The following is a 16,125-nucleotide window of genomic DNA, read 5'->3' as shown; positions in this document are numbered from 1 at the left end:
CCCCGCGCGCGAGGGGGCTGGCGCTGCCGGTCCCCTCGTTGCATGTCAGGTGCCAAGCCATGAGCCAGCGCCCGCACCTCCTGCTCGTCGAGGACGAGCCCGCGATCCGCACCCCGCTCGTGCGCTATCTCGAGCGCGACGGCTATCGCGTCACCGCCTGCGGCGATGCGGCGGCAGCGCGCGAGGCGCTGGCGGGCTTCGCCTTCCACGCCGCCATCCTCGACATCATGCTGCCGGGCGAGGACGGCCTCAGCCTTGCCCGCTCGATCCGCGAGGGCAGCGACCTGCCCATCCTCTTCCTCTCCGCGCGCGCGGAGGACGTCGACCGCATCATCGGCCTCGAGATGGGCGCCGACGACTATCTCACCAAGCCCTTCAACCCGCGCGAGCTCACGGCGCGCCTCAAGGCGATCCTGCGCCGGAGCCACCACGAGCCCGCGACGGAAAAACCGCGCGACACCTGCTACCGCTTCGCCGGCTTCACCCTCGACCCTGACCGGCAGGCCCTTTCAAGGGGCGATGAGCCGATCGCACTGACGGGCGGCGACTATGCCCTCCTCCTCGCGATGGTCGAGCGCGCCGGCCGCCCGTTGAGCCGCGAGCAATTGCTCGACCTCACCAAGGGGCGCGAGGCCGATCCCTTCGACCGCGCGGTCGACAATGCGGTGATGCGCCTGCGCCGCAAGCTGGGCGCACAAGGGGCCGAGATCATCCGCACGGTCCACGGCACCGGCTACAGCTTCGCCGCGCGGGTGGAGAAGGACTGATGCGCGGCCGCCTCAGCCTGTCGGCGCAGGTCGCGCTGATCGTCGCGCTGGCGATCCTCGTTGCCCAGTCGATCAACTTCGTCATGGCGCTGCACGAGCGCCGCGACCGGCTCATCGACGAGGCGGTGCTGCCCGCCGCCGAGCGGCTCGCCACCGTCGCCGAGTTGCCGCAGCTGCTCGATCGCGCCGAGCGGGGCGCCCGTTTTCGCGATGCCCGCGCCCGTCGCCTCGGCCGCGAGGGTCGCCGCCCGCCAGCGCGCCGTGCCGATATCGGTCGCGAGGATCCCGTTCCCGCCATCGCCCGCCCCGTCCCCGTTGCCGAAGCACTCGTCAAGGACCGCTTCGAGCGCGCCGGCGTGGAAGCGCAGGCGATCAAGGCGGGCCTCATCCCCCCGCCGCCCCATCCGCAACATGCCCGCGAGGCGCGCGGCGAGCTCGTCCTCGCCGCGCGGTTGGAGGACGGGCGCTGGATCAGCCTGCGCGTGCCCGGCCCCGAACCGCTGCGACCGCTCGTCCATCGTCTCGTGATGCACAGCCTGCTCGTCGTCCTGCTCGTGCTGGTGCCCACCCTCCTCGTCCTGCGCAGCACCGCGAGTTCGCTGCGGCGCGTCACGCGCGCCGCCGAGCGCTTCGACGGGCGCAGCGCCGCGCCGCTCGCCGAGACCGGTCCGCGCGACGTCGCCGCGCTCGCCCGTGCCCTCAACGACATGCAGGCGCGCATCACCGCGATGGTGTCCGAAAAGGACGTCATGCTCGGCGCCATCGGCCACGATTTGCGTACCCCGCTCACCGCATTGCGCATCGAGGCGGAGGGGGTGGAGGACGAGGCCCAGCGCGCCGCGCTCGTCGAGCAGGTCGAGCGGCTCCACGCGCAGTTCGAGGCGATCCTCGAGCTTGCCCGATCCAATCGCCCGCTCGGCCCTGACCAGTGGGTCGACACCGGCCCGATGCTCGATCGCCTCGCACACCAGTATGAAGGCAGGGCCGTCACCATCGAACCGGCATCGCCCACGCGCTTCCCGGGGGACGAGGCGGCCGTGCTGCGCGCGCTGGCCAACCTCATCGACAACGGCCTTCGCCACGGCAACAGCGTGACCCTCATGCAAGGTATCGATGGCGACCGCGTCTCGTTCCGCGTCGAGGACGAAGGCCCCGGCATTGCCGAGGCCGAGCGCGAGCGCCTGATGCGCCCCTTCGAGCGTGGTGATGAAAGCCGCAACCGCGCGACCGGCGGCCACGGCCTCGGCCTTGCCATCGTGGCGGCCATCATGCGGCGTCATCGCGGCACGCTGCGCCTTGCGGATCGTGCCGATGGCAAGCCCGGGCTCGCCGCCCTCCTGCGCTTCCCCCACTTGCCGCAGGACCGCCAGCGCCTACATTAGGCCCATCATGAGTAATGCGATTCCCACCGCGCGCTTCGCCATCGGCGAGGTGGTGCGCCACCGCCTCCTCGATTTCCGCGGCGTGATCTTCGATGTCGACCCCGAGTTCGACAATACGGAGGAATGGTATGCGTCCATTCCCGAGGACATCCGGCCCGCGAAGAACCAGCCTTTCTACCACCTGATGGCCGAGAATGACGAGACGAGCTATATCGCCTATGTCAGCCAGCAGAACCTCGTCGCCGACGATGACGAGGAAGAGATCGTCCACCCCGGCATCGCGGCGGTCTTCGACGGCTTCGAGCCCGGCCGCTATCACCTGCGGCCAGAACGCCGCCACTGATCGCCGCATTCCTCAGGGAATCGGTTGACATGGCGACCTCATTTCCATAGGTGGCCCCATCCCCTCGCGCAGGTGTTGTTTTCGGCAATGCTTAGCCATGGGCTGAAGAGATAAATTCTAGACCGAAGAGAAGAGCTTATGTTCGCAGTCGTGCGCACCGGCGGTAAGCAGTATCGCGTTGCCCCCGGAGACAAGATCGTTGTCGAGAAACTCGCTGGTGAAGCGGGTGATTCGGTGACCCTCGATGACGTGCTGCTCGCCGGCGAAGGTTCGGACCTTCAGTCGACCGACGGCCTGACCGTTGCCGCCACCATCGTCGCCCAGGCGAAGGGTGAGAAGGTCACCGTCTTCAAGAAGCGTCGCCGTCACAACTACCGCCGCAAGCGGGGCCACCGCCAGCAGCACACGATCCTCGAGATCGTGTCGATCGGCGGCAAGAAGGCGGCCGCCAAGAAGGCGCCGGCCAAGAAGGCCGACGAGAAATCGACAAAGGATGCTGCACCTGCTAAGAAGGCGGCAACCAAGAAGACCACTGCGGCCAAGAAGGCTCCTGCCAAGAAGCCCGCGGCCAAGAAGACCGAGAGCAAGTAACGATGGCACATAAGAAAGCAGGCGGTTCGTCGCGTAACGGCCGCGATTCCAATCCGAAGTATCTCGGCGTCAAGAAGTTTGGCGGCGAGAGCGTCGTCGCAGGCAACATCATCGTGCGCCAGCGCGGTACCAAGTGGTACCCGGGCGACAATGTCGGCCTCGGCCGCGACCACACCATCTTTGCGCTTACCGACGGCCGAGTCACGTTCCGTGACGGCAAGCTCGGCCGCAAATATGTGAGCGTTGCCCCGATGGGCGAAGCTGCCGAATAGGGCTGGTCGATAACGGACCATCCCACCGAGGGACGGTCCGGACAAAAAGACAAATGGGAGAAGGGACCGCTCTCGGTCCCTTCTCTTTTTTGTGCCCACGGTAATTGTAAGGGGCACGTCCGAAACTTCTCCCTGAACTGTCACCGTCCCGCGCTAGGGGCGGCGGCGAAGGAGGTGTGAGATGTTTGCAGTGACGAAGAACCTGCTGCTCCGGCCCGGCTGGAGTTGCGATGCGCCCGCGCTCGCCAAGGCAATCGGCACGAAACGAATCGTCGCCAACCTCGCCTCGGCGCCATGGCCCTACGGCCTCGAGCAGGCGGAGCAATTCCTCGCGCGCATGGACGACATGCCCCTGCCCACTTTCCTGATCACGCTGCGCAATAGCGCCGAGGTGATCGGCGCCTGCGGCTTCGGCTATGCCCCCTCGGGCGAGATCGAACTGGGCTATTGGATCGCGGAAGGCCATTGGGGCCACGGCTATGCCACCGAGGCGGCCGCCGCGATCCTCGACATCGCCAAGACGCTCGGCTGGAGCCGCATCGAGGCGGGCCACTATCTCGACAATCCCGCCAGCGGGCGCGTGCTCGAGAAGCTGGGCTTCACGCCGACCGGTCGCCACGCCATGCGGCACAGCTGCGCGCGCGGCGAGGAAGCGATGAGCCGGCTCTACCTCCTCGACCTCAACGAGGCGGAGGACGCCGCGCCAGCCGCGGCCTGACCCCCTCGCCCGCACATGAAAAAAGGGGCGGTGCCAACCTCCGGCACCGCCCCTTCTTTCTCGTCCGGCGTTTCAGCCCTCAGGCCGCCGCACGCACCTTCTTGCCGTTGCGCATATACTTGTGCCCCTCGGCATCCTCATAGGCCGCGATCAGCTCGCGGTCGTCCTCGTTCCACGGATGGAATTTGGGCAGGAAGAATTCGAGCCACGCGCCAAGGATCTTGCGGAACATGCCGGGCGACACGAGCCCATATTTGATCAGCCCCCACTTCGCCTTCCAGCCGGTGATGCCGTCCTGCTCGAGCAGGTAGAGCGCGCCCTTGAAACGGTCGGGGAAGAAGTGGCTGGTGACATAGAGCATTACCTTCGCCTTCACGCTCCACCGCTTGAAGCGCGACCAGTCGCGGGTGGCGTGCATCCACGTGTCATAGGCCACGCCCTTATGCTCGATCTCCTCGGCCGCATGCCATTTCCACAGCATGGCGGTGGCTTCCTCCGCGCCCTCGAAATGCTTCGGGTTGGCGAGGATCTCTTGGGCGAGGATCGCGGTATAATGTTCGAGCACCATCGTCGCCGCGAGGCTGGCGACCTGCGGCTTGTCCTGGAGCAGCGCGATGCGTTCGCGCACGCGGTCGTAAAGCGGGCCCATGTCATAGCCGCTCTCGCTCGCCCGCTTGTTGAAGGCGTCATGCTCGCGGCTGTGGATCGCTTCTTGCGTGGTGAAGGCCTTGATGTCCTTCTTCAGCGCCTCGGGGCAGTCCTTGGCGAAGGCCCGCACCGAGCGGACGAAGAAGGCCTCGCCATCAGGAAAGGTCGCCGACAGCGCATTGTACATGGCGGTCGCATAGGGGTTGCCCCCGTGCCACCAGCGCGGGGTCGCGCCGTCGCGCCCGAACTCGCGGTCGCGCGGGGTGATGGTAAGATCGGACGGGGTAACAGTTGCAGTAGCCACGTGGCTGCTCCTAATGGAAGCGATTGATCGTCAAAGTGGGTCTTACTGACAATTATGTCAACAGCATTGCCGAAACGTAAACGGATGAGCCCCGAGGAAAGCCGCGCCGCGGCGGTCGCGGCGGCGCGCGAGCTCTTGCGCAGCGAGGGCGCAGCGGCAGTCACCCTCAAGGCGGTGGCCGGACGGATGGGCCGCACCCACGCCGCCCTCCTCCATCATTTCGGCTCGGTCGACGAATTGCATGCCGCGCTTGCCAACGAGATCGCGCAGGAGGTCGCCGATTCGATCGCCGGCTCGATCGGCCGTTACCAGGCGGGCAAGGTGAAGCTGCGCAAGGTGGTCGAGGAGATGTTCACCGCCTTTCGCGAACAGCATTTCGGCGAGCTCATCGCCTGGGTCGTGCTGCAGCGCCGCCGCGAGGCATTGAAACCCGTCGAACATGCCATCGCCGGCGTGATCACCCAGATCACCCAGCCCGAGGACGACCGGCCGCTCGACCGCGCCACCATGGGGCTCGTCCTCCTCGCCATCGGCGATGCGCTGGTCGGCGACGAGATCGCCCGCGCCTGCGACCTGCCGCACGAGGTCGCGCACGAGATCGCAGTCAAGCAGATCCTCGCCGTCCTCGGCGAGTTGCGCTGAAGTCCTAGCCCGGCTCGAGCCCCGCGGCGGGTTCGCGCCCGACATAACCTTCCTTGCCGGGGTCTTCCATGATCTCGAGGAAGTTGCCGTCGGGGTCGCGGAAATACGCCCATTTCACGCCCTCGAGCTTGGGCTGTCCCTCGTCGAAATGGCAGGGCTCGGCGACGAACTCATATCCTTCGCCCTTCATCCGCTCGTAGGTCGCGTCGCAATCCTCGACCTGGAAGCAGACATGCTTTGCGCCCGCGTGAAACACCTCGGGCTGGTCGAGCATCGTGTTCGGTTGCTCCACCTCGATGATCTCGAAGCTCGTATTGTCGATGTGATAGAAAGCGATCTTCACCTTGGCATCGCCCGCCTCATCGCCGACCCCGAACTGGCGGCTCAGCCCCGCGCTATTGGCGACGTCGGTGCGGATGTCGGGCTCCTGTCCCAGCAGCGTGTTGTAGAATTTCATCGAACGGTCGATGTCGGTGACGATGACACCGACATGGTGGATGCGTTGCATGGTGATGCTCATGAGGTCTCCTTTCCGGCTTCACCGACCCCAAGGCACGACCCCTGCTCCCGTTTCCCGCGCCCTCTCGCCCTTCGCGGCGAACTGCGCTAGGGGCGCGCCATGGCGCATTTTCTAGACCAGGCGAAGATCTACGTGGCATCGGGCGCGGGGGGCCCCGGTGCGGTCAGCTTCCGCCGCGAAAAATATATCGAGTTCGGCGGCCCCGATGGCGGCAATGGCGGCAAGGGCGGCGACGTGGTGTTCCGCGCCGTGCCCGCGCTCAATACCCTCATCGACTTCCGCTACACCCAGCATTTCAAGGCCCCGCGCGGCAAGGGCGGCGCGGGCCGCAACCAGACAGGCGCGCAGGGGCGCACCCTCTATATCGACGTGCCCGTCGGCACCCAGATCCTTGCCGATGACGAGGAACGCTCGCTCATCGCCGACCTCACCAAGGAGGGGCAGGAAGTGCGCCTCCTTGAGGGCGGCATGGGTGGCCGCGGCAACATGAGCTACAAGACCTCGACCAACCGCGCCCCGCGCCAGCACCAGCCGGGCGAGCCGGGCGAGGAAGCGTGGGTATGGCTCCGGTTGAAGCTGCTCGCCGATGTCGGGCTCGTCGGGCTGCCCAATGCGGGCAAGTCGACGCTCCTCAACGCGGTGACCAACGCCAAGGCCAAGACCGGCGCCTATCCCTTCACCACCCTCCATCCCAAGCTGGGCGTGGTGCAGCACAAGCAGCGCGATTTCGTCATGGCCGACATCCCCGGCCTCATCGAGGGCGCGGCCGACGGTGCCGGCATCGGCGACCGCTTCCTCGGCCATGTCGAGCGCACCAGGATCCTCGTCCATCTCATCGATGCCGACGGCGGCGATCCCGCCAAGGCCTATGAGACGGTCCGCACGGAGCTCGAGGCCTATGGCGCCGACCTCGGCGACAAGGAGGAGATCGTCTGCCTGTCGCGCATCGACACGGTCGACGAGGAAGTCCTCCAGATCGCTCGCGACGAACTGGCCGCGATCGGCGTCACCGACCTCCTCGAGCTGAGCGCGATGGCGGGCACGGGCATCGACGCCCTCCTCGACCGCATCATCACGATCCTGCCCGAGCGCAAGACCCCGGCCGCCGTCGCGGCGGAGCATGAGGGCGAAGAGGAAGGCGGGGGCGACTGGTCGCCGCTATGAGCGCGCGTCCCCTCGCCGTCACCGGCGCCACCGGCTTCGTCGGCCAGCGCCTGCTCGAACGGGCCGCGACCCGCGGGCTCGAGCTCGTCTGCCTGACCCGACGCCTCCAGCCCGAGCGCGAGGGCGTATCGTGGGTGCAGGGCGACCTCCACGACGAAGGCGCCCTCGCCCGTCTGTGCGAGCGTGCCGACTCCGTCGTCCATATCGCGGGCGTCATCAGCGCCCCCGATGCGGCGGGCTTCGAACATGGCAATGTGGCGGGCACGAAGAACCTGATCGCCGCCGCCGAGGGTGCCGGTGTCGGGCGTTTCGTCCATGTCTCGAGCCTTGCCGCGCGCGAGCCCTCGCTGTCGCTCTACGGTGCCTCCAAGGCACGCTCGGAAAGCGCGGTGCGCACCTCGAGGCTCGACCAGCAGATCGTGCGCCCGCCCGCCGTCTACGGCCCCGGCGACCGCGAGACGCTCGAGCTGTTCCAGTTCGCGCAGCGCGGCTTCGTTCCGCTGCCCCCCAAGGGTCGCCTCAGCCTTATCCATGCCGACGATCTCGCCGACCTGCTGCTCGACCTCGCCGCGGGAAAGGGCCGCGCCGGCCTCACCCTCGAGCCCGACGACAACCGGCCGGGCGGGTGGAGCCACGAGGAATTCGCGCAGGCCATCGGCAAGGCGCTGGGACGCGAGCATGTCACGACCCTTTCGATGCCGCGCACGATGGTCCGCCTCGGCGCCCAGCTCGACAAGCTCGTGCGCGGGGACGGCGCCAAGCTGACCCCCGACCGCGCCGCCTATTTCTGCCATCCCGACTGGACCGTCGCCGAAGGCCATCGCCCCGAGCCGTCGCTGTGGCAGCCCGCCATCCCGACCGAGCGCGGGCTTGCCGACACCGCCCGCTGGTATCGCGAACAGGGCTGGCTTGCCGGCGACAAAGCGCTGGAAAAGTAGGAATTCGGCTGAAACAATCGCAAGCCTCAAACGCTCTACGGGACAGGCGGAAAGTTCCGGAAGTGGACAAAGTGGACAATGTTCACTCGTCGCTACCACCCCGCCCCGATTTCGCCGCTTTCCATTGCCAATGCGCCCGCGCAACCATAAGGGCTTGAACCATGACTGACCGCGCAGATGTGAAAACCCGCCTTTTCGGCCTCATCGACCAGTATAACAAGAAGGACGTCGAGGTCTCCGAGGAGACCCGCTTCGCGCAGGATCTCGAATGGGACAGCCTCACCGTGCTCGACTTCGTTGCCGAGGTGGAGGACGAATTCGACATTCTCATCACCATGAACCAGCAGGCCGAGATCGAGAAGGTCGGCCAGCTCATCGACGCGGTGACGGAGATGGCCGAGTGAGCGGTACCGGCGCCAATCTCGAGGGCGGTGCGCCTGCTTCGGGCGACCTGTTCGACAAGTTCCAGCCGCTGATCGACCAGCGCGAGGCCCTCCTGTCGACGGGGGTCACCGACCCCTTCAACCTCGTCATGGAAAAGGTCGTCTCGCCCACCGTTGCCATCTGCAACGGCAAGGAGACGATCCTGCTCGGCACCTACAATTACATGGGCATGACCTTCGACCCCGACGTCATCGCGGCGGGCAAGAAGGCGCTCGAGGAATTCGGCTCGGGTACGACCGGCAGCCGCGTCCTCAACGGCACCTACGCGCCGCACAAGGATTGCGAAGAAGCCCTCAAGGAATTCTTCGACATGGACGGCGCGATGGTCTTCTCCACGGGCTATCTCGCCAACACCGGCATCATCTCCACGATCGCGGGCAAGGATGACTATATCATCCTCGATATCGACAGCCACGCCTCGATCTACGACGGCTGCGCGATGGGCAATGCCAATGTCGTGCCCTTCCGCCACAACGACATCGATGCCCTCGAGAAGCGCCTCAAGCGTCTTCCCAAGGACGCCGGCAAGCTCGTCATTCTCGAAGGCGTCTATTCGATGCTCGGCGACGTCGCGCCCTTGGACAAGATGGTCCCGCTCGCCAAGGAATACGGCGCGATGGTGCTGGTCGACGAAGCGCATTCGATGGGCTTCATCGGCGAGCATGGTCGCGGCGTGTGCGAAGCGCAGGGCGTGATCGATGATGTCGACTTCATCATCGGCACCTTCTCCAAGTCCGTGGGCACGGTCGGCGGCTACTGCGTCTCCAACCACCCGAAATTCGAGATCATGCGCCTCGTGTCGCGCGGCTATGTCTTCACCGCCTCGCTCCCGCCGAGCGTCGTGGCGACCGCGGCCACCTCGATCCGCAAGATCATGCAGGCCAAGGACAAGCGCGAGCATCTCTGGAAGAATTCGCGCCGCCTGCACAAGGGGCTGACCGACCTCGGCTTCATCCTCGGCACCAAGGAGCCGCAGTCGGCCATCATCTCGGTGATCATGCCCGACCTCGAGCGCGGCGCGATGATGTGGGAAGCGCTTCTCCAGGAAGGGCTCTACGTCAACCTCGCCCGTCCGCCCGCGACGCCCGCCGGCATGACCCTCCTGCGCTGTTCGCTCTGTGCGCTGCACTCGGACGAGCAGGTCGGCGACATCCTCGGTATGTTCGAGCGCGCCGGCAAGCGGACCGGTTGTATCTAGTCTTTTAACCCTGTTCGTTCTTGCCTATGCACGAAGGAATGACGGGTGGGGAACATCAGGACGCGGCCGACTGGAAACGCGTCGGTGTGGCGATCGTCGCCTTCCTGGCGATGCTCGCGCTCATCGGCTCGATCTGGCTGGTCTCGACCGCCTCCTCGATGCGCGACGCGGCGATGGAGCGCGAGCGCTCGGCCTATGACGTCACCCTCCTCACCCGCACCCTCGATGCCAGCATGTCGCGCTCTGAGGCCGCGCTCGGCCGCTTCGTGCTCGACGAGGAGACGATGTCGGGCAATCTCTATTACAACAACTGGCGCCTTGCCCGGCAGCAATTGAACGAACTCTACCGCCTGACCCGCGACCGCCCCGAACAGCGCCAGCGCGTGCAGGTGCTCGTCGGCCTGTTCAACGAGCGCGAGGAAGAACTATCGGCCGCCGCCCGCGCCGCCGCCGCCAAGCAGCGTGAAGGCGGGATCAGCCTCTATTATGCCGCCGGCCGCTCGCCGACCGGACAGGAAATGCGCTCGGCCCTCCAGGATATCGCCGATGCCGAGCGCGAGGCCCTGTCCTCCTCGATCGGCCGCACCCAGTTCTTCGCCGCCCGCGCCAACCGCCTGAACGACTATCTCATCTGGCTCGGCGCGCTGTCGGGGCTGATCGCCATCTTCCTCGGCGCGATGGCTTTCGAGGTCCTGCGCCAATATGCCGCGACCCGCCGCGAGGCCGAGCGCGAGACCAACCGCGCCTTCGCGCTCGAGGAAGCGGTCGCCGAGCGCACCGCCGAACTCAGCGCCGCCAACGAGGCACTGCGTGCCGAGGCCGAGGAGCGCGAGGCCGCCGAGGCCCGCCTGCGCCAGGCCCAGAAGATGGAAGCGGTCGGACAGTTGACGGGCGGCATCGCGCACGACTTCAACAACATGCTCGCGGTCGTCGTCGGCGGCCTCGACCTGGCGCGACGCCACATCGACGGCCCGCGCCGCGACCTCATGGGACACCTGACCAACGCGATGGAAGGCGCCACCCGCGCCGCCGCGCTGACCCGCCGCCTCCTGTCCTTCGCCCGTGCCGAGCCGCTGCTGCCCGAGCGCGTCGAAGCGGGGCAGATGATCGGCTCGATGCGCGAACTGCTCGACCGCACGCTCGGCGAACAGATCAACATTACCTACGACATCGGGGAGGGCACCTGGCCCGTCTTCGTTGATGCCCACCAGTTCGAGAATGCGCTCCTCAACCTTGCCTTGAACGCCCGCGACGCGATGGCGGGCGAAGGCAAGCTGCTGATCAGCGCGCACAATGTCACGCTCGAGGCGGGAGAGGTCGGCGACATCCGCGGCGGCGACTATCTGCGCGTCGCTGTCAGCGACACCGGCAAGGGCATGAGCGATGAAGTGCGCGAGCGCGCCTTCGAGCCTTTCTTCACCACGAAGGAGGTGGGCAAGGGCACCGGCCTCGGGCTGAGCCAGATCTTCGGCTTCGCCCACCAGTCGGGCGGCGACATCGGGATCGACACCGAGGTCGGCGAAGGCACGACCGTCTCGATCTACCTGCCAAGAAGCTCGGCCGAGGCGCAGGCGCCCGCGCCGACGAGCCGCATCATCACGGGCAACGAGAGCGACGACATGGTCTGCGCCAATGCGCGCATCCTCGTCGTCGAGGACGATCCCCGCGTGCGCACCGCCACCGTCGGCGCGCTCGAGGACCTCGGCTACGATCCCGCCAGCTGCGGCAGCGGCGCAGAGGCGCTAGACCTGTTCGAACCCGGCAAGTTCGATCTCGTCATTTCCGATGTCATCATGCCCGAGATGACGGGCACCGAGCTGGTGCGTCACCTCAAGGCGCAGGAACCGGGGCTCGCGGTGCTGTTCGTCACCGGCTATGTCGGCGAGGACGAGAGCGACGAGCTCGCCGACCACGAACTCCTGCGCAAGCCCTTCACCGTGGGCGCACTGAGCCAGGCCGTCGCCGATGCGCTGCGGCAGGCGACCCCGCCCGCCGCCGTCGCCGGCTAGGCGCTACTTTTTCCAGGGCCCGATCGACAGGCCCTTGAGGTAGAGGAGGCGGATACCCATCCGCTTGGTCCCGTTGCCGACGCGGAAGGTGACCTCGTCATGGTCGGGCTTGCGGTCGATCAGCGAGATGCTCGGATTGTTCGAGAAGGCCCCGCCGTCCTTGCGACCGAATTCCTTCGAGCCGTCGAGATCGTGCTGGAGCCCGAAGGCATAGGTGCCGGGGCGCGGCACCTTCACGCACAGGTCGACATCGCCGCTCGGCGGCACATCGGCGGTGACGTGATGGATCTTGCGGCCACCCACCAGCCAATTGTCGGGATTGTCGTCGTAGAGCGACAGGCGAAGCTTGCCGCGCTGTTCCTTGAAGCCCGAGATGCGGATCAGCACGGCGGGGCGCCCCGCGTCGCAGGCCGCGACATCGCCATAGACCCCGACCGCTGCCTGCGCGGGCGCGGCAGGCAAGGCAAGCGCCATCCCGAGGGCACCGATGGTGGCAAAAAGGGGTTTGGAGATCATTGACTTGGCTTCTTGGCTATGGGCACAGGGGGCGCGCTTCGCCGAAGGAGGCGCCCCGCCGCCCTATATGGGCGGAATATGGGCAATTTCATGGTCGGTTGATGAACGGGAGACTAATGGCACTGATCGACCGCTACCTGGCCCGGGCGATCTTCATTCCGCTGCTCGGCACGCTGCTTCTCGCGGCGATGCTGCTGGTGCTCGACAAGATGCTGCGGCTGTTCGACTTCGTCGTCTCGGCGGGCGGACCCGTCAGCGTCGTGTGGCAGATGCTCGCCAACATGCTGCCCGAATATTTCGCGCTCGGTATCCCGATCGGCCTGCTCCTCGGCATCCTCCTCGCCTTCCGCGGCCTTGCCCTCTCCTCCGAGCTCGACGCGCTGCGCGGCATCGGGGTGGGCTATGGCCGCATGCTCCGCGTGCCCTATTTCTATGCCATCGCGCTGATGGCGCTCAATCTCTTCATCGTCAGCTATGTCGAGCCCTATGCGCGCTATAACTACGAGGGGCTGCAATTCGACCTGCGCTCAGGGACCCTCGGCGCCTCGATCAAGGTCGGCGAGTTCAACCGGCTCGGCGACAATCTCACGCTGCGCATCGACAAGTCGGAAGAGGAAGGCACCGACCTTTCGGGCATCTTCGTCTCGCTCAAGACCGACGAGATGGATGTCGCCGCCACCGCCGAGCGCGGTGAATTCCTCGCCACCGACGATCCCGACACGATCATCTTCCGCCTGCAGAACGGCCGCCTCATCCAGGATGCCGACAATTTCGCCACCCCGCGCACGCTGGCCTTCGACAGCTATGATTTGCCCGTCAGCCTGCCCCGCGTGGGCGCTTTCCGCGACCGCGGGCTCGACCAGATCCGCGAACTCTACCTGCCCGAGCTGACGCAGCTGGCCTATTTCACGCCCGAAGCCGAGCTCGAACAGCGGCTCGCCGCGCGCGCCAACCTGCATTTCCGCCTCGTCGAGGTGATCATGATGCTGATGCTGCCGCTGCTCGCCATCGCGCTGGCGGTGCCGCCCAAGCGCAGCAGCTCCTCGCTCGGTATCTTCGTGGCAATCGTGATGGTGGTGACCTATCACAAGATCAACCAATATGCCTGGGGCGCGGGCGCGCAAGGAAGGCTCAACCCCGAAGTGGCGCTCTACGTGCCCTTCCTTTTCTTCGTCGTCCTCATCGGCTGGATGTACCATGTCATCGCGCATCGCCCCGGCGGCCAGCCGATCGGCGCGCTCGAGGCGGTTTTCTCCAAGGTCGCCAAGGGGGTGAAGAAGATCATGCCCAACCCGCGCGCGCGTGCGCTTGCGCGGCGGCAGGCGGCACGTGAAGCCCGCGAGGCGCAGGGGAGCGCCGCATCATGATCAACCTCGACTTCATGCCCTCGCGCCGGCTGGCGCTCTACATGGTCAAGCTGATGGTGACCCGCAGCCTGGCCGTGCTGGTCGCGCTGGTGCTCGTCCTCCTCATGCTCGACCTGCTGGGCGAGAGCGGCAAGATCCTCGCCGTCGAAGGCAACACCGAAGCCGACCTGTGGCGCTATGCGAGCCTTCGCCTGCCCATGCTGGTAAGCCGCTTCCTGCCCTTCTCGGTACTCTTGGGCTGCCTCATCGCCTTTGCCGGCCTCAACCAGAACAGCGAAGTCATCTCGATGAAGGCGGCAGGCCTGTCGGCGCACCAGGTCCTCGCCCCGCTGATTATCGCGGCGGCGGGCCTCGGCGGCGTCCTCTTCGCCTTCAACGAAGTGGTCGTGGTGGATAGTGCGCGCGTCATCAACGCGTGGAAGGACAGCGACTACGAACCGATCCCGCCCGAGACCGGCATCTACACCAATGTCTGGTTGGCGCAGGACGGCACGCTCGTCCACGCCCGCCGCGCCTCGGGCCGCGGGATGGACTTCCAGCTCGCCGACCTCACCCTCTACGAGCGCGAACGCGGTACCGTCGAGCGCATCGTCGAAGTGGAACGTGCGCGGCCCTATGGCGACCAGTGGATGTTCGAGGGCGTGCGCCGCTACGATGCGGGCATGAACCTCGTCACCGAGGCGGCGCGCGAGACCGGCCTTCGCGGCATCGAACCCGCGCAATTCCGCCTCGCCAAGGTCGACCCCGAAGCGCTCAACATCGTCGAGCTTGGCCGCACGATCGACGACCTCGAGGCCGCACAGTTGTCGACCACGGTCGCGCGCGCGGGCTGGTGGCACAAGATCACCGGGCCCGTCTCGACCATCCTCATGCCGCTGCTCGCCGCAGTCGCCGCCTTCGGGCTGGCGCGCTCGGGCCAGCTTCTCCTGCGCGCGGTGATCGGCATGGCGCTGGGCTTCGCCTATTTCGTGGCCGACAATTTCAGCCTCGCGATGGGCAATGCGGGCGTCTATTCGCCGCTGCTCGCCACATGGGGGCCCGTCATCCTCTTCGCCGCGCTGGGCGAAGCCATCCTGATCCGTTCGGAAGAGTAGAACGAAAAAGCGCCACGCCCCGTAAGGGACATGGCGCTTCGCATTCATCGATAAGGAAAGCCTCGGCCTAGCCGCGCTTGAGCGTCTGGCGGGCGAGGTTGGCGACCAGCGGCCAAAGGCCCGTGGCGGTCGTCTTGTGATAGGCCGAACCCGCGTCCAGCTCGGCGCTGAGACGCGCATGCGCCTTGCCGAGATTGTGGTAGGGTACGCCCGGCAGCAGGTGATGCAGCGCATGATAGCGCAGGCCCACCGGCGCCCACAAAGCGCTCAGCACGTTGGGCGGCGGCACGTTGACGCTGTCGAGATACTGCTCGGTCACGGTCACCGGCTTGCGCTCGTCATTCTCCCACAGGTGGGCGACAAGGGTACGCAGCTGGTTGAGGCCCATGAGCGCGCAGGCGACGACCATGAAGGTGACGAAGGCCGACACCGGCACCACGCCTGCCGCGACCGAGCCAATCAGCAGCCAGCTCCAGATCACCGATCCCACTTCCTGATAGGTGAACTGGCGGGCGAACTCGCCCTCGGGCCAGGCACGGCGGAAGTCGGGATTGATCTGCAGCCCCGAATATTTCTCGACGACCTGCTTGCGAAGACGGCTCGAGAAGAAGCTCAACGGCGCGAGCAGCGCGAAGCGGAACAGGAGCAACACCGGCGCCAGCGTGCCGAACAGCATGAACAGCGGCAGGCTCCACGGCCTCATCGAGGCGAGCGGGAGATATTCCGGATCGTCGATCGTGCCGAACTTGGTCTTGGCGTGATGCTGGTTATGGACGCCCTCGTACATGAAGGACGGGGCAAAGAGCGGCACGCCGACAGCCAAGTTCCAGACGAGCCGGAAATATGGCAGGTCACCGCGCTTGATGTGCGAGATCTCGTGGATGAAGCTGCCGGCGCGATAGAGGGCAAGCGTCGCCACTGCGCCGAAGGCAAGCTTGAAGCCGATCGGCCCCGCGAGGATGGTCGCGACCAGCGCGCCATAGCCGACCAGCACCGAGGCCATGAGGTCGGCCCAGTAGATGCGCGCGTCGGGACGGTTGAGGTCGCGCGTCAGCTGCGCGGCGGCCTTCAGCATCGCCTTGTCGTCATTGGTCTTGGGCGCACGAACGGGGCGCGGCGCGTCGGCCGGCGAAAATCCCGTCTCTTCGGGGGCAAAGGTCTTGGCTTCGAACATTATTCTTGTCGCTTTTCCGGTTCCTCGCGCCTTT

18 protein-coding genes are annotated in these 16,125 nt (G+C 66.4%); 14 read left to right on the top strand and 4 right to left on the bottom strand.

Annotated elements, in window-relative coordinates; all coding sequences use genetic code 11:
* Window positions 1-59 precede the first annotated feature (59 nt).
* The 6 genes from NUW81_RS09885 (at window position 60) to NUW81_RS09860 (ending at window position 4,073) form a co-directional block, all read left to right on the top strand.
* Window positions 60-767: a response regulator gene (locus NUW81_RS09885; RefSeq protein WP_245112835.1), complete on the top strand. Its 708-nt coding sequence runs from the start codon at window positions 60-62 to the stop codon at window positions 765-767.
* Window positions 767-2,149, top strand: a complete 1,383-nt coding sequence (locus NUW81_RS09880; RefSeq protein ID WP_245112834.1) for a sensor histidine kinase — start codon at window positions 767-769, stop codon at window positions 2,147-2,149. The genes NUW81_RS09885 and NUW81_RS09880 overlap by 1 nt, the downstream gene beginning before the upstream one ends.
* A gap of 7 nt (window positions 2,150-2,156) precedes the next feature.
* The gene (hspQ, locus tag NUW81_RS09875) at window positions 2,157-2,492 is read left to right on the top strand and encodes a heat shock protein HspQ (protein ID WP_245112833.1); all 336 of its coding nucleotides are present in this window, start codon (window positions 2,157-2,159) and stop codon (window positions 2,490-2,492) included.
* A 138-nt stretch (window positions 2,493-2,630) separates the two neighbouring features.
* Window positions 2,631-3,083 (top strand): 50S ribosomal protein L21, encoded by a 453-nt coding sequence (rplU, locus tag NUW81_RS09870; protein ID WP_245112832.1) that lies wholly within the window; start codon window positions 2,631-2,633, stop codon window positions 3,081-3,083.
* Between the two features lie 2 nt (window positions 3,084-3,085).
* Window positions 3,086-3,355 (top strand): 50S ribosomal protein L27, encoded by a 270-nt coding sequence (gene rpmA, locus NUW81_RS09865; protein WP_245112830.1) that lies wholly within the window; start codon window positions 3,086-3,088, stop codon window positions 3,353-3,355.
* Between the two features lie 181 nt (window positions 3,356-3,536).
* Window positions 3,537-4,073 (top strand): GNAT family N-acetyltransferase, encoded by a 537-nt coding sequence (locus NUW81_RS09860; protein WP_245112829.1) that lies wholly within the window; start codon window positions 3,537-3,539, stop codon window positions 4,071-4,073.
* Between the two features lie 79 nt (window positions 4,074-4,152).
* Here NUW81_RS09860 and NUW81_RS09855 read toward each other — a convergent pair whose 3' ends face one another.
* Window positions 4,153-5,025, bottom strand: coding sequence for a metal-dependent hydrolase (locus NUW81_RS09855; RefSeq protein WP_245112828.1), 873 nt, complete (start codon window positions 5,023-5,025; stop codon window positions 4,153-4,155).
* Window positions 5,026-5,109: 84 nt separating this feature from the next.
* On the opposite strand from NUW81_RS09855, the gene NUW81_RS09850 reads away from it, so the two are divergent.
* The gene (locus NUW81_RS09850; protein ID WP_245112827.1) at window positions 5,110-5,667 is read left to right on the top strand and encodes a TetR/AcrR family transcriptional regulator; all 558 of its coding nucleotides are present in this window, start codon (window positions 5,110-5,112) and stop codon (window positions 5,665-5,667) included.
* A gap of 4 nt (window positions 5,668-5,671) precedes the next feature.
* On the opposite strand, the gene NUW81_RS09845 is transcribed toward NUW81_RS09850, so the two are convergent.
* Window positions 5,672-6,187: a VOC family protein gene (locus NUW81_RS09845; protein ID WP_245112826.1), complete on the bottom strand. Its 516-nt coding sequence runs from the start codon at window positions 6,185-6,187 to the stop codon at window positions 5,672-5,674.
* 99 nt (window positions 6,188-6,286) lie between these two features.
* Here NUW81_RS09845 and obgE point away from each other — a divergent pair, with 99 nt between their 5' ends.
* From obgE to NUW81_RS09820, 5 genes are all read left to right on the top strand, one after another.
* Window positions 6,287-7,351: a GTPase ObgE gene (gene obgE / locus NUW81_RS09840; RefSeq protein ID WP_245112825.1), complete on the top strand. Its 1,065-nt coding sequence runs from the start codon at window positions 6,287-6,289 to the stop codon at window positions 7,349-7,351.
* Complete coding sequence (locus tag NUW81_RS09835) at window positions 7,348-8,289, top strand: NAD-dependent epimerase/dehydratase family protein (RefSeq protein WP_245112824.1); 942 nt, start codon at window positions 7,348-7,350, stop codon at window positions 8,287-8,289. The genes obgE and NUW81_RS09835 overlap by 4 nt, the downstream gene beginning before the upstream one ends.
* A gap of 161 nt (window positions 8,290-8,450) precedes the next feature.
* Window positions 8,451-8,693, top strand: coding sequence for an acyl carrier protein (locus NUW81_RS09830; protein ID WP_245112822.1), 243 nt, complete (start codon window positions 8,451-8,453; stop codon window positions 8,691-8,693).
* On the top strand, window positions 8,690-9,931 hold the full coding sequence (spt, locus tag NUW81_RS09825) for a serine palmitoyltransferase (RefSeq protein ID WP_245112820.1): 1,242 nt from the start codon (window positions 8,690-8,692) through the stop codon (window positions 9,929-9,931). The genes NUW81_RS09830 and spt overlap by 4 nt, the downstream gene beginning before the upstream one ends.
* A 38-nt stretch (window positions 9,932-9,969) precedes the next feature.
* Complete coding sequence (locus NUW81_RS09820; RefSeq protein WP_245112819.1) at window positions 9,970-11,940, top strand: response regulator; 1,971 nt, start codon at window positions 9,970-9,972, stop codon at window positions 11,938-11,940.
* Between the two features lie 3 nt (window positions 11,941-11,943).
* Here NUW81_RS09820 and NUW81_RS09815 read toward each other — a convergent pair whose 3' ends face one another.
* Window positions 11,944-12,456 (bottom strand): DUF2141 domain-containing protein, encoded by a 513-nt coding sequence (locus NUW81_RS09815; RefSeq protein ID WP_245112816.1) that lies wholly within the window; start codon window positions 12,454-12,456, stop codon window positions 11,944-11,946.
* A gap of 116 nt (window positions 12,457-12,572) precedes the next feature.
* Between NUW81_RS09815 and NUW81_RS09810 the strand changes: the two genes are divergently transcribed.
* Window positions 12,573-13,823, top strand: coding sequence for an LptF/LptG family permease (locus NUW81_RS09810; protein ID WP_245112814.1), 1,251 nt, complete (start codon window positions 12,573-12,575; stop codon window positions 13,821-13,823).
* The gene (gene lptG / locus NUW81_RS09805; RefSeq protein WP_245112812.1) at window positions 13,820-14,917 is read left to right on the top strand and encodes an LPS export ABC transporter permease LptG; all 1,098 of its coding nucleotides are present in this window, start codon (window positions 13,820-13,822) and stop codon (window positions 14,915-14,917) included. The genes NUW81_RS09810 and lptG overlap by 4 nt, the downstream gene beginning before the upstream one ends.
* A gap of 67 nt (window positions 14,918-14,984) precedes the next feature.
* Here lptG and NUW81_RS09800 read toward each other — a convergent pair whose 3' ends face one another.
* Window positions 14,985-16,091 carry a fatty acid desaturase family protein gene (locus NUW81_RS09800; RefSeq protein WP_245112810.1) on the bottom strand — a complete coding sequence of 369 codons (1,107 nt, stop codon included), beginning with the start codon at window positions 16,089-16,091 and terminating at the stop codon, window positions 14,985-14,987.
* Window positions 16,092-16,125: the final 34 nt, after the last annotated feature.

The sequence above is a fragment of the Sphingomicrobium aestuariivivum genome, from assembly GCF_024721585.1.
In the GTDB taxonomy this organism is placed as follows: Bacteria; Pseudomonadota; Alphaproteobacteria; order Sphingomonadales; family Sphingomonadaceae; genus Sphingomicrobium; species Sphingomicrobium aestuariivivum.
This window is presented reverse-complemented; position numbering and strand designations above follow the sequence as displayed.